This is a genomic window from Pseudobutyrivibrio xylanivorans, assembly GCF_010906925.1.
Taxonomy (GTDB): Bacteria; Bacillota; Clostridia; order Lachnospirales; family Lachnospiraceae; genus Pseudobutyrivibrio.
Genome location: NZ_VTVE01000001.1, coordinates 1,262,416 through 1,276,536, shown reverse-complemented (window position 1 = coordinate 1,276,536; position 14,121 = coordinate 1,262,416). Strand labels below are relative to the sequence as shown.

The following is a 14,121-nucleotide window of genomic DNA, read 5'->3' as shown; positions in this document are numbered from 1 at the left end:
AAGTATACTTTTACTTGCATTTTTTAGTGTTAAAAGGGGTCAATTTAGTGAAAAAATATGAACAAAAGGCAGCTCCAATATGCGAGGCATTGGAGCGTTTTAAAAGAAGAAGGGTGGTCCCATTTGATGTACCTGGCCATAAGCGTGGCCGTGGCAACCCGGAGCTCGTAGAATTACTTGGCAAACAGTGTGTTGGCCTTGATGTTAATTCTATGAAACCTCTGGACAATTTGGGACACCCTATTTCTGTTATTAAGGAAGCTGAGGAGCTTACAGCCGATGCTTTTGGAGCGGCTCATGCTTTTCTTATGGTAAATGGAACCACCAGCTCAGTTCAGACAATGATTCTTTCTGTATGTAAGGCTGGGGACAAGATTCTCATCCCAAGAAATGTGCACAAGAGTGTAATCAATGCCTTGGTGCTTTGTGGTGCGGTTCCAGTATATGTTGAGGTAAAAGTTAATCCTGAGATAGGTATTGCTCTTGGAGTTGAGGTGGATGAAGTCAGACGCGTGATGGATTTAAATCCTGATGCTAAGGCTATATTCATTAACAATCCTACATATTATGGAATCTGTTCTAACCTTACTGAGATTGTAAAGCTTGCACATGAGCGAGGTATGAAGGTGCTTGTAGATGAGGCTCATGGAACACATCTTTATTTTAGTGACAAGCTTCCAATTTCTGGTATGGCGGCAGGGGCTGATATGGCGGCAGTTTCTATGCACAAGTCCGGCGGTTCTTTGACACAGAGTTCCATTTTACTTTGCGGGCCAGACATGGATGCAGAATATGTTCGTCAGATTATTAATTTAACTCAGACAACTAGTGCATCTTATTTGCTTCTATCGAGCCTTGATTTGTCTAGAAGAAATCTTGCTCTTAGAGGTCAGGAGTCTTTTGAAAGAGTGGCTCATATGGCAGAGTACGCCAGAAATGAGATAAATGAAATCGGGGGCTTCTATGCATATGGTAAAGAGCTGATTGACGGAGATAGCGTTTACGATTTTGATGTAACAAAGCTTTCTATTTACACACAGGGAATTGGTCTTACCGGTATTGAGGTCTACGATTTACTTAGAGATGAATATGACATTCAAATAGAGTTTGGCGACATTGGAAATATCTTAGCTTACATTTCAATAGGAGATAGAATTCAGGATATTGAGCGACTTGTAGGAGCGCTTGAGGATATCAAGCGTCTCTATGAGAAGGATTCTAGCAATTTATATTGCGGAGAATTTATTCAACCGGAGAACGTGATGACTCCTCAGCAGGCATTTTACGCAGATAAAGTACAGCTCCCTCTTGAGCAGACTGACGGCAAAATCTGCGCAGAGCTTGTTATGTGTTATCCACCAGGAATACCTATTCTTACTCCGGGTGAGAGAATCACTAGAGAGATAATAGACTATATTGAATTTGCAAAGGAAAAGGGATGTAGCTTACAGGGCACAAAAGACCCTACAGTTGAGCTCATAAGTGTGATTAGATGATGGATTTTTGGTTTTCACAATTAGAGACGGAGGATGTTAAAACTAGCATTCGTGTCAACAAGCAGCTCTATAGTGCACAAAGCGAATATCAGCGTATAGATGTCTTTGAAACCAAGGAGCTTGGAAAGATGATTGTTCTAGATGGTGAAATCATTTTTTCAGATGCAGATGAGTTTATCTATAACGAGATGATTGTTCATGTGCCTATGGCTGTTCATCCAAATGTAAAGAATGTGCTTATCATCGGTGGAGGCGATGGTGGAGTGGCTAGAGTTCTCACAGAGTATCCAGAGATTGAGCACATCGATGTGGTAGAGCAAGATGAGATGTTCCTTGAGATAAGCAAGCAGTTTTTCCCTGAGACAGCTAAGGGCTTTGACGATGAGAGGGTAACTGTTTCTCATATGGATGGTCTGAGATTTCTTCGTCGATGCACTGACAAATATGACCTGATTATAAATGATACAACTGACCCATTTGGTTATGCAGAAGGTCTTTTTACAAGAGAATTTTACGGTAGTTGTTACAGAGCCCTAAAGGAAGATGGCATCATGGTTTATCAGCATGGTAGCCCATTCTACGACGAGGACGAGGAAGCCTTTAGAGCCATGCATCGCAAGGCTTACAAGAGTTTTCCAATTAACAGAGTATATCAGGCCCATATTCCAACTTGTCCATCAGGATATTGGATGTTTGGATTTGCCTCTAAGAAATATCATCCACTTAAGGATTTAAATGCTAAGAGGTGGAAGGCCAGAGATATAAAGACTTGGTATTACACAACCAATCTCCATAAGGGAGCTTTTATGCTGCCTAAGTATGTGGAGGATTTACTTGTTGAAGAAGAAAAAGCAGCAAAGAAAGAAGTATAAATAGGAGAGTATAAAATGGCTAGATTATTAATTATTGGATGTGGTGGCGTAGCACAGGTTGCAATTTCAAAGTGCTGCCAGAATAGCGACGTTTTCGAAGAAATCATGATTGCAAGCAGAACTGTCTCTAAGTGTGAGGCAATGAAAGAGAAGCTTCAGGACACAACAAAGACTGTTATTAAGACAGCTCAGATTGATGCAGATGATGTTGATGCTCTTACAAAGCTTATTAAGGATTATGCTCCTGATGCTGTGCTTAATGTGGCACTTCCTTATCAGGATCTTACAATCATGGATGCATGCCTTGCAGCAGGAGTTGATTATATTGATACTGCAAACTATGAGCCAGAGGATACTGACGACCCTCAGTGGAGAGCAATATATGAGAAGAGATGCAAGGACTTAGGATTTTCAGCATATTTTGATTACAGCTGGCAGTGGGCTTATGAGGATAAATTTAAAAATGCGGGACTTACTGCGCTTTTAGGAACAGGCTTTGATCCTGGTGTTACATCAGTATTTGCAGCCTATGCTAAGAAACATTATTTTGATGAGATTCATACGATAGATATTCTGGATTGCAATGGTGGAGACCACGGTTATCCATTTGCAACAAACTTTAACCCAGAGATTAATCTTCGTGAGGTTTCAGCCCCTGGCTCATATATGGAAAATGGTAAGTGGGTTGAAATCCCAGCCATGAGCATTAAGAGAGAATACGATTTTGATGGAGTGGGCAAGAAGGATATGTATCTTCTTCACCATGAGGAAATTGAGGCTCTTGGACGTAATATGCCAGAGGTTAAGAGAATTCGTTTCTTTATGACATTTGGACAGAGCTACCTTACTCATATGAATTGTCTTGAGAATGTTGGTATGCTTTCTACAACTCCAATCAATTTCAATGGACAGGAAATTGTTCCAATTCAGTTTTTAAAGGCACTTCTTCCAGATCCAGCATCACTTGGTCCTAGAACTGTTGGTAAGACAAATATTGGCTGTATCTTTACAGGTATCAAGGATGGCAAGGAGCGCTCTATTTACATTTATAATGTATGCGATCATCAGGAGTGCTACAAGGAGGTTGGCTCACAGGCAATTTCCTACACAACAGGTGTGCCAGCTATGATTGGTGCCATGATGGTTGTTACAGGACAGTGGAAGAATCCAGGTGTATTTACAACTGATGAATTTGATCCGGATCCATACATGGAGGCACTTAATAAGTGGGGCTTGCCATGGCAGGTTGTAGAGAATCCAGTGCTTGTTGATTAATTATTTGACTGAGGTAGAGATGTTTATTTCAAAAGTTGAGACTCCATCTTACGTTATAGATGAGGGAAAATTAATTGAAAATCTAAGGGTTTTAGACCGAGTTCAGACTGAGGCTGGATGCAAGATTTTGCTTGCACAAAAGGCGTTTTCCAATTTTGCTGTATACCCATTGATTGGAAAATTTCTTGCTGGCACTACTGCCAGCGGAATTTACGAAGCCCGACTTGGTAAGGAGGAGATGGGCAAGGAAAATCATGTTTTTGCTCCTGCTTACAAGGAAGCGGATATGGCTGAGCTTGTTCAGATTTGCGACCATATAATCTTTAATTCTGTGGCTCAGCTTATGAAATATAAAAATATGTGCCTGGACAATGGGGTGGAGATAGGACTTCGTGTTAATCCTGAGATGTCTACCCAGAAGGACCATGCTATCTATGACCCATGTGCTAAGGGTTCGAGACTTGGTGTTACTGCAGTTAAGCTGAAGGAGGCTCTTGAGGCTGATTCTACTGTTTTGGATGGAGTTACAGGACTTCATTTTCACACACTTTGCGAGCAGAATTCCGACGACTTAGAGACCACACTTTCTGCCTTTGAAGAAAAGTTTGGAGATTATCTACCACAGATGAAATGGCTTAATATGGGAGGCGGTCATCATATAAGTAGAGCTGACTATGATGTTGACAAACTTATTTCTCTGATTAAGCATGTTAAGACCACTTATGACCTGCAGGTGTATTTGGAGCCTGGTGAGGCAATTGCGCTTGATGCAGGATATTTTGTGACTGAGGTTTTAGATATCGTAGATAATGATATTAAGACATTGATTTTGGACGGTTCGGCAGCTTGTCATATGCCTGATGTTTTAGAGATGCCATATCGTCCACCACTTATGGATTCAGGTCAGTGGGGGGAGAAGCCTTTTGAATATAGACTTAGTTCCTATACTTGTCTGGCTGGAGATATTATAGGAGATTATTCTTTTGACCATGAGATTAAAGTAGGAGATAGACTTGTGTTTGAAGATATGGCTATCTATTCAATGGTTAAGAATAATACATTTAATGGAATTCCTTTGCCTAGCATTTACCTGCTGAAGGCAGATGGCAGTCTAGAATTAATAAAGAAATTTGGATACGAGGATTTTAAAAATCGATTATCGTAAATACGAATTATGAAATTAAAGACGACACCTAGAAATGACAAATTTCATATGCCGGCAGAGTATGATTCTCACAGAGGCTGTGTGATGATTTGGCCAGTACGACCTGGTTCTTGGCCTTATGAGGGCAGGGCAGCTAAAAAGGTTTTTACTGAGGTGGCTACGGCTATATCCGAAAGTGAAAAACTATGGATGCTTGCTGATGAGGAGCATATTCATCAGGTGGAGGAGGCATTTTCAGGAAATGATAATGTAATACCTCTTTTGATTCCTACAGATGATGCATGGGCCAGAGATGTGGGACCAACCTGCGTTGTAGATGGCAATTGTGTCAGAGGAATTGACTGGCAGTTCAATGCCTGGGGAGGAGATTATGATGGTCTGTACGCTCACTGGGACAATGATGACAGGGCAGCGGCTGCTATTTGTCAGGCTCTTGATATGGATGTTTATGATGCCCATCCTTTTGTATTAGAAGGCGGCAGTATCCATTCAGATGGTGAGGGTACTATACTTGTTACAGAAGCTTGCTTACTTAGTAAGGGGCGCAATCCTAAGATGAGCAAGTATGAAATCACCGACAAATTATGCGAATACCTAGGAGCTACAAAAGTCATCTGGCTTCCTAGTGGAATATATAATGATGAGACAAATGAGCATGTGGATAATGTATGTGCCTTTACAGGGCCTGAAGAGGTGGTGCTAGCCTGGACTGATGACAAGACAGACCCACAGTATGAAATGAGTAAGGCTTGTCTTGATGTTTTGGAGAATGAGGTGGATGCTAAGGGCAGACATTTTACCGTTCACAAGCTTCCTATTCCAAAGCAGTCAGTTTGTATTACTGAAGAAGAGCTTCAAGGATACGAATTTGAAGATGGTGAAGATGTTAGAGAGGTAGGAGAGCGACTCGCTGCATCCTATGTGAATTTTTACATTTCAAATGGCGGTGTGATAGTGCCTCAGTTTTCAGATGAGAATGACAAGGTGGCAGTAGATATTTTAGGAAAGCTTTTTCCAACCAGGAGGGTTTATCCTATTTATGCAAGAGATATAATTGTTGGCGGTGGCAATATTCACTGCATAACACAGCAGATACCAGAATGTAACTGTTAATCTTAGATTTGGAGTTAATTATGAGAAAAAATACTGTAGCAGCTATTCAGATGAGCTGCACCAAAATCGTAAAAGAGAATATCGAAAAGGCGGATGCAATGGTAAGAAAGGCAGCCAGTGAGGGGGCTCAGATTATTCTTCTCCCAGAGCTTTTCGAGCGACAGTATTTCTGCCAAGAGCGACAGTACGAATATTATGATTTTGCAAAATCAGTGGAAGAAAATGATGCTGTGAAGCATTTTCAGGCTGTGGCAAAGGAATGGTCAGTAGTTATTCCTGTTAGCTTCTACGAAAAAGATGGAAATGTACTCTATAATAGTGTGGCTATCATAGACGCTGATGGTGCAGTTCTTGGAGTATACAGAAAGACCCATATTCCTGACGACCATTTCTATCAGGAGAAATTCTATTTCACACCTGGAAACACAGGTTTTAAGGTATGGGATACTAGATATGGCAAAATCGGTGTGGGCATCTGCTGGGATCAGTGGTTCCCAGAGACAGCTCGCTGTATGGCTCTTCAGGGAGCAGAGCTTCTATTTTACCCAACTGCAATCGGCAGCGAGCCTATAATCGAGTGCGACAGCATGCCTCATTGGAGAAGATGCATGCAAGGACATGCTGGAAGCAATCTGATGCCTGTTATTGCAGCCAACCGAATCGGCCTTGAGGAGGTTACTCCTTCCAAGGAAAATGGAGGCCAGTCCTCTAGCCTTAATTTCTACGGCAGTTCATTTATGACAGATGAAACAGGAGATATTGTTGCAGATGCATCCCGTGACAAGGAAGAAATCCTCCTCCACACCTACGATTTAGACGAGATCGCAGTTAATCGAATGAGCTGGGGCATCTTTAGAGACCGCAGACCAGAGTGCTATGGGGATATAGCTAAATAAATTTCATAATGTTCAGGTATTAAGCATGTTATGGCCGGCGGGACGTGATTCTTTTGATATGTACTGGTCTACGATATTATAATGGTAATCTGGGCGAGAGTCCTTTGGATCACCGTAGGCGGGAAGAATTTCCCGCCATTTTTTTGAGATAGTGTTATGAAAATGCTTATCTTTTTCATGTCCTCCTCATAATAAAAAATGGTGTGGGACACCCACACCGTATCGTTGGACCCGGATCTTACAGCAACCATTGTAGTTTCATAATCTATCGTTGTATATATATATTTAGTACAGATATTAAAAGAAAACAATGTGATTAACGAAATTTGTATCAACTACACCCGAACGATTCTTGTCTTTATACTTCTGAGGAGTTATAATATATATACTTCTAAAGAAGTATAGGAGGCGGAATGGATAATATTACCTTATATCATGGTTCGGATAAAATAATAGCTGAACCTAAAATGAAGTTAGGAAAAATATATAATGACTACGGTCAGGGACTATATTGCACTAGGCACATCGAACTTGCAAAAGAATGGGCAGTTGATGAGGGAAGAGATGGATTTGTTAATGCATACGAGTTGCCTGTTAAGGGGTTGAGAATCTTAAATTTAAATGGAGAAGATTATAGTATCTTACATTGGCTTACTGTTCTTCTTGAGCATAGAGTGGTTGGACTTAATACACCTGTAGCTCAGGAGGGGTTGACATTTTTAAAGAAGAATTATCATGTTTCCTTGGATGGATATGATGTTATTGTTGGGTACAGAGCCGATGATTCTTATTTTGCATTTGCAAGAGGCTTTATATCTAATTCGATAAGTTTGGCACAATTGGAGCAGGCAATGTATTTAGGCGAGCTAGGTATGCAGTACTTTATAAAAAGTGAAAAAGCTTTTTCTAGGCTGAAATTTATCGAAGCTATACCGGTGGACTGTAATGATTATTATTTGAAAAAAACAGTTAGGAATTCAACTGCGAGAGCAAACTATAGAAATATCACAAATACAATGGATAGAAACGGAACTTACTTAATAGATTTAATGCGAAAGGAGTAGGCTGATGCTACATTCTTATAATCAGATATATTTAAATGATGCAATGACCAATCTGGCAGAAGCTTTCGAGACTGCGGCATCTATATACAAATTTGATTTAGACTATTTTATGCATTTATTTATAGCTTCTGGAATAGCCCAGCAGTTCCAGGTTGGAAATCCTAAATATATTTCAGGAAAATCGGGAGCTGAATTAGTAGCAGATATTGTTCTAAAAACTAATGCATGTGAAATCAATCTCACCCAACCTATTTTTATAAATCCTTCTATAGAATATTGGACAGGATGGGTGCTAGCCTATTTCCAGTGGTATACAGGGATGAGTTTTAAAGATATTCAAAAAGTTATTAGTATGTCTGAGCTTATGGATAAGTACCATCCATATCATGAGATGGACGAGCAAAAAATAGTAGATCTGATTATTACAAAGTATAAGGAGTCGGATACAGTCAATAGACTCCAAGCCTATAGAAGAGCTTTGGGATTATCTCAAAGTCAACTATCTAAAGAAGCAGGAATTAATCTGCGTACACTTCAGCAATATGAAATTGGTGCAAAAGATATTAGTAAGGCTTCAGTTTCCACTGTGATATCTCTCAGCAAAGTGCTTAATTGTTCAGTAGAAGAGTTGATTGGAGTTAGTGACTAAAGCTGGCATTGATTCAAAGAATTAAATAAGTAAAATCCTATTGACCATGTAGGTAATTATAATTATAGTAAAAACAAACTTTATCTGATGATGAAGTTTGTTTTTATGTATAGAGGAAAATGTTATGTTTGTAGTTTCGTTGAATCATAAGAAAGCTATGGCTGAGTTTAGGGAGAAGCTTTCTTTTGATGATGACAAGAGAATATTACTTTTAGAGAGACTAAAGGAAATAGGCTTTGAGCAGATTGTATATCTGAACACATGCAACAGATGTGAGATATATGGTGTTGGTAAGGCATCTAAGGTTATATCTGTTTGGGCTGATATGGCTGGGGTGGATATAGATGAGCTTAAGGAACAGCTTTTATTCTTTGATGGAAATGGAGCGGTTTCTCATCTATTTCATGTTACAGCTGGTTTTGATTCCATGGTTCTTGGAGAGGATGAGATACTAGGTCAGATTAAAACGGCCTATTCTTTTTCTAAGGATAACGGATATACGAATTATGAATTAAATACTATCTTCCAGGCGGCCATTAGTTGCGCCAAGAAAATAAAGACAAGGACAAAGCTTTCTAAGACCTCGGTTTCTATAGCATCTCTTGCGGCCACTAAAATTCATAACTATAAGCGTGGCAAGAAAAAGGTCATGATTATGGGAGCCACCGGTGATACAGGCAACAAGGTGCTTTTGAATTTGTTGTCCTATGGGGACTGTGAGATATATGCTACAAAGCATATTCATCACATTAGCAATCCTAATGCTAAATCCATTCCATATTCAGAGAGATATGATTATGTTAAGGATATGGATGTGATAGTATCGGCTACCAGAGGTCCTCACTATACAATTACTTATGGTGCCATTAAGAACCTAGGTCTTGATGATAAAAAGAGACTTTTTGTAGACCTGGCGGTTCCTAGGGATATAGATGAGGATGTTGTAAATATCAAGGGAAGTCAGCTGATTTCCATTGATGATTTTACAGCTATTGCAAAAGAAAATAACAGACTTAAATCAAAGGAAAAAGAAAACGGAGAAGCAATCATAGAAGATGAAATGGATACTTTACTAAAAGATTTAACATTTCATAATAATAGAGATGCTTTTGAAGCAATGAAGAAATCGCGAAAGGAAGATTTTGAACACTTCGTTTACAAGTATAGAGATGTTGCTTCTTCTGATGAATTTGAGAGTTTTATAAATGTTTTAAATAAGATGCAGGAAGTGGAAAATGAGACGATTTAGAAGACTAAGACAGACAAAAGAGATGAGAAGCTTCGTTAGGGAGCATGAAGTAAGTGTTAAGGATTTGATTTATCCTATGTTTGTGGCAGAGGGGGATGGAATAAAAAATGAGGTTCCATCTATGCCAGGTATTTATCAATATTCTCTAGATAGGATTAATGAGGAGCTTGATAGAGTTATTGCTGCTAAAATCCCTGCAGTATTACTTTTTGGAATTCCAAAGCACAAGGATGAAAAGGGAACTGGAGCTTACGATGACAATGGCATCACACAAAGATGCATAAGACACATAAAAGAAAAATATCCTACTTTAATCGTAATTGCGGATGTTTGTCTCTGTGAATATACTTCTCATGGTCACTGCGGACTAGTATGTGAGGGGCATATATTAAATGACGAGACCTTGCCACTCCTTGCAAAGATGGCAGTTTCAATGGCTAAGGCTGGAGCTGATATTGTGGCTCCTTCTGATATGATGGATGGAAGAGTTGCGGCTATTAGAGCTGCTCTTGATGAGGCTTCATTTATCAATACACCAATCCTTAGCTACAGTGCTAAATTTGCTTCAGGTTACTATGGACCATTTAGAGATGCAGCTGGTTCTGCTCCTCATTTTGGAGACAGAAAGTCATACCAGATGGATCCGGCAAACGGTCGTGAGGCTATGCGCGAGATAGAGGATGATTTGGAAGAGGGAGCAGATATGATTATCGTAAAGCCTGCTCTTGCATATCTTGATATTATGAAAGAGGCAAGAGAGTGTTTCGATGTTCCTTTTATCACCTACAATGTAAGTGGCGAGTACTCAATGGTTAAGGCAGCTGCTGCCAATGGCTGGATTGATGAAAAGAGAATTGTCCTTGAGAATATGATAGCAATGAAGAGAGCTGGTGCTGATAGGATTATCACATATCATGCTCTTGATGTAGCTAAGTTTTTGGAAGAAGAGGATGCTTAAGATGGGTAACAAATCTGAAACTTTATTTGATGATGCAAAAATGGTGATACCAGGCGGAGTCAATTCACCTGTTAGAGCATTTAGGGCTGTTGATAGAAACCCCCTATTTATAAATCATGCAAAGGGCAGCCATATCTTTGATGAAGATGGCGGTGAATATATAGACTATGTATGTTCATGGGGGCCTATGATATTAGGACATGCCTATCAGCCAGTGATTGATGCGGTAAAGGCAGCTTGTGAGAATGGTCTTTCTTATGGAGCGCCTACAGAAAAGGAGACAGTCCTTGCAAAGCTTATCCTTGAGGCAGTGCCATTTATGGACAAGGTTAGACTTGTTAATTCTGGTACAGAGGCTGTTATGAGTGCTATAAGAGTGGCTCGAGGCTTCACAAAAAGGGATAAGATAATCAAATTTAGAGGTAATTACCATGGCCACAGTGATGGTCTTCTTGTTACCGCAGGCTCTGGACTATTGACTGAGTCCAATCCAGATTCGGCTGGTGTTCCAAAGGGATATACAGCCACCACACTTCTTGCTGATTATAACGACAGGGCTTTGGTAGAGGCGTTGTTTGAGGCTAATAAGGGACAGATAGCTGCTGTAATAGTAGAGCCTGTCAGTGCTAATATGGGTGTTGTCCCACCTAAGGAGGGATTTCTTGAGTTCCTTCGCCAGATTACAAAAGACAATGGCAGCTTACTTATATTCGATGAGGTAATTACAGGATTTAGACTGGCATACGGTGGAGCCAGTGAGTACTATGGAATACAGCCAGATATGATTACTTTTGGCAAGATTGTAGGCGGTGGTATGCCACTTGCAGCCTATGTTTCCACATCAGAGATTATGGATGTGGTGGCACCTGTCGGCAGTGTTTATCAGGCTGGTACACTTTCAGGTAATCCAATAGCAGTTACTGCTGGAATAGAGCAGCTTAAGGCACTAAAAAATGATAAAGACATATATATTCGTATAGACGAATTTGCTTCTAAGCTAGAAGACACCTACAAGGAACTTGGGGTAACAGTTAATAGAGTAGGTTCTTTGCTTTCTCCATTTTTTACTGATGGAGAAGTGACTTCTTACAGCGATGTGCTTAAATGTGATACGAAAAAGTTTGCTGCATACTTTAGGAAAATGCTTGAAAATGGCGTTTACGTAGCACCTAGCCAATTTGAAGCCATGTTTGTATCAGATGCCCATTCTCAGGACGATTTAGACAAGACCATAAAGGCAATTAAAAATAGTATTTAAAGCATTAGTGCTAGTTATAGAATTCACCTATAACTAGCACTAATTTTTTCCTTGAACGTAGGGGATTGTACAGCAATATTAGTTCTGTTAATATACCTACTAACCTAATAGGTATGTATGTTTTATATTTAACGGAGGTAATGGAAATGAAGAAAGTAATTACACTAGGGTTAGTCTTAACACTTGCGGCATCGGTGGTTACTGGTTGTGGTAAAACATCTTCTGCAAAGGAAAATGAGGGAAGTTCTTCAAATGGAGTTATTGAATTAACAAATGTTTCCTACGATCCAACAAGAGAGCTTTATGCATCATACAATGAGTTATTTGCAAAGCACTATGAAGAAGAGTTTGGACAGAAAGTTGAAATCACACAGTCACACGGTGGTTCAGGTAAGCAGGCACTTGAGGTAGCAAATGGACTTGAGGCAGATGTTGTTACACTTGCACTTGAGGGAGATGTTCAGGTAGTAGCTGATGCAGGACTTATTGATGATGGATTCACATCTGAGTTTGATGTAGATAGCTCACCTTACACATCAACAATCGTATTCTTAGTTCGTTCTGGAAATCCAAAGGAGATTTATGACTGGGATGATTTGATTAGAAGTGATGTAGGAGTTATTACTCCAAATCCAAAGACATCAGGTGGTGCTATGTGGAACTACCTTGCAGCTTGGTACTATTTTGAGCAGCAGGGTCAGAGCGAAGAGGAAATCCTTGATTCTATCAAGCAGCTTTATGCCAATGTAGTAGTACTTGATTCAGGAGCAAGAGGTGCAACAACATCATTTGTTGAGAATAAGCAGGGTGATGTACTTATTGCATGGGAGAATGAGGCATTCCTTTCACTTCAGGAATATCCAGGAGAGTATGAAATCGTAGTTCCTTCAGTATCTATTCTTTGCCAGCCAACTGTTGCAGTAGTTGATGAAGTTGCTAAGAAGCATGGAACTGAGGATGTTGCAAAAGAGTATTTAAGCTACTTGTACTCAGATGAGGCTCAGGAGATTGAGGCACAGAATTACTACAGACCTAGCACAAAATCAATCTATGACAAGTATGTATCATCTGATTCATCAAATACTATTACAGAGGTTCCTGCTGATGGTAAGTGGATTAATGACAACATTTCACTTACAGATATCAACCACTTTGGTGGTTGGGCTAAGGCTAGAGCAGATCATTTCGCTGACGGAGCTAACTTCGACAGCATTTATGAACAGTAAACAGTAAAACATTTTGGAATGGGAAATCCCCATTCCAAAATTTTGTAGAGAGGACTAGAAGAATGAAAAAGAGAAAAAGTGTAATACCGGGTTTTGGAATTTCATTAGGAATAACGATAACAATACTTAGCATTGTAGTGTTGATTCCACTTTGTTCACTTGTAGTCTTTTCTGCAAAGTTGAGTTTTTCGGAATTCGTATATACGGTAACAAGACCCAGGGTGCTATCTGGATATTTTGTAAGTATTTCCACTGCTTTTATAGCATCGCTAATAAATGTTGTAATGGGACTTATATTGGCATTTGTTTTAGTGCGATATGACTTCAAGGGCAAGAAATTTATTGATGGAATAATTGAACTTCCATTTGCTTTGCCAACAGCGGTAGCAGGTATTTCTCTGACTCACCTTACAACCACTAATGGCTGGGTGGGAAGTATATTATACAAGCTATTTGGAGTAAAGATTGCCTACACAAGAATAGGTATTACAATAGCCCTTATTTTTATAGGAATACCATTTGTAGTGCGAAGCGTGCAGCCGGTATTAGAAAAAATTGATATTCAATATGAGGAGGCAGCATTTATTCTTGGTGCCAATTCTAGAACTACTTTTTTTAAGGTTATTTTCCCTGAAATACTACCAGCAATTATTTCGGGATTTACACTTGCATTTGCGAGAAGTATTGGGGAGTACGGAAGTGTTGTATTTATAGCAGGAAATACTCCTTATGAAACCGAGATAGCACCACTTCTCATTATGTCAGAGCTACAGGAATATGATTATTCAGCAGCTACATCAATAGCTCTTGTAATGCTTGCTATAGCGGTGGTTATTCTATCGGTAAATGCCATAGTCCAAAGCATTGTTTCAAGAAGAGTTAATGGACTTGCATAGGAGG

The 14,121-nt window shown here is 39.7% G+C and carries 13 protein-coding genes; all 13 read left to right on the top strand.

Features of this window, described 5'->3' with window-relative positions; genetic code table 11:
• The first annotated feature begins 47 nt into the window (after positions 1-47).
• The 13 genes from F0Q01_RS05970 to cysT all read left to right on the top strand — a co-directional run bounded on the left by F0Q01_RS05970 (position 48) and on the right by cysT (position 14,117).
• Complete coding sequence (locus tag F0Q01_RS05970) at positions 48-1,496, top strand: aminotransferase class I/II-fold pyridoxal phosphate-dependent enzyme (protein ID WP_090487243.1); 1,449 nt, start codon at positions 48-50, stop codon at positions 1,494-1,496.
• A complete protein-coding gene (speE, locus tag F0Q01_RS05965; protein ID WP_090149985.1) occupies positions 1,496-2,368 on the top strand; it encodes a polyamine aminopropyltransferase in 873 nt (290 codons plus the stop codon). Before F0Q01_RS05970 ends, speE begins: the two co-directional genes overlap by 1 nt.
• A gap of 15 nt (positions 2,369-2,383) precedes the next feature.
• A complete protein-coding gene (locus F0Q01_RS05960) occupies positions 2,384-3,643 on the top strand; it encodes a saccharopine dehydrogenase family protein (protein WP_090487240.1) in 1,260 nt (419 codons plus the stop codon).
• 19 nt (positions 3,644-3,662) lie between these two features.
• The gene (nspC, locus tag F0Q01_RS05955; RefSeq protein WP_090487645.1) at positions 3,663-4,808 is read left to right on the top strand and encodes a carboxynorspermidine decarboxylase; all 1,146 of its coding nucleotides are present in this window, start codon (positions 3,663-3,665) and stop codon (positions 4,806-4,808) included.
• Positions 4,809-4,817: 9 nt separating this feature from the next.
• Positions 4,818-5,921 (top strand): agmatine deiminase, encoded by a 1,104-nt coding sequence (aguA, locus tag F0Q01_RS05950; protein ID WP_090487237.1) that lies wholly within the window; start codon positions 4,818-4,820, stop codon positions 5,919-5,921.
• A gap of 20 nt (positions 5,922-5,941) precedes the next feature.
• Positions 5,942-6,817 (top strand): N-carbamoylputrescine amidase, encoded by an 876-nt coding sequence (gene aguB, locus F0Q01_RS05945; protein WP_090487234.1) that lies wholly within the window; start codon positions 5,942-5,944, stop codon positions 6,815-6,817.
• A 413-nt stretch (positions 6,818-7,230) separates the two neighbouring features.
• Entirely contained in the window at positions 7,231-7,881 is a 651-nt protein-coding gene (locus F0Q01_RS05940) for a DUF3990 domain-containing protein (protein WP_090487231.1), read from the top strand.
• Between the two features lie 4 nt (positions 7,882-7,885).
• A complete protein-coding gene (locus tag F0Q01_RS05935) occupies positions 7,886-8,530 on the top strand; it encodes a helix-turn-helix domain-containing protein (protein WP_090487227.1) in 645 nt (214 codons plus the stop codon).
• Positions 8,531-8,654: 124 nt separating this feature from the next.
• Positions 8,655-9,779, top strand: a complete 1,125-nt coding sequence (hemA, locus tag F0Q01_RS05930; protein WP_090487221.1) for a glutamyl-tRNA reductase — start codon at positions 8,655-8,657, stop codon at positions 9,777-9,779.
• Positions 9,766-10,737: a porphobilinogen synthase gene (gene hemB / locus F0Q01_RS05925; protein ID WP_090487218.1), complete on the top strand. Its 972-nt coding sequence runs from the start codon at positions 9,766-9,768 to the stop codon at positions 10,735-10,737. Before hemA ends, hemB begins: the two co-directional genes overlap by 14 nt.
• Before the next feature lies 1 nt (position 10,738).
• On the top strand, positions 10,739-11,995 hold the full coding sequence (hemL, locus tag F0Q01_RS05920) for a glutamate-1-semialdehyde 2,1-aminomutase (RefSeq protein ID WP_090487642.1): 1,257 nt from the start codon (positions 10,739-10,741) through the stop codon (positions 11,993-11,995).
• A 146-nt stretch (positions 11,996-12,141) separates the two neighbouring features.
• Positions 12,142-13,221: a sulfate ABC transporter substrate-binding protein gene (locus F0Q01_RS05915; RefSeq protein ID WP_330388706.1), complete on the top strand. Its 1,080-nt coding sequence runs from the start codon at positions 12,142-12,144 to the stop codon at positions 13,219-13,221.
• Positions 13,222-13,283: 62 nt separating this feature from the next.
• The gene (gene cysT / locus F0Q01_RS05910) at positions 13,284-14,117 is read left to right on the top strand and encodes a sulfate ABC transporter permease subunit CysT (RefSeq protein ID WP_090487212.1); all 834 of its coding nucleotides are present in this window, start codon (positions 13,284-13,286) and stop codon (positions 14,115-14,117) included.
• Positions 14,118-14,121 lie beyond the last annotated feature (4 nt).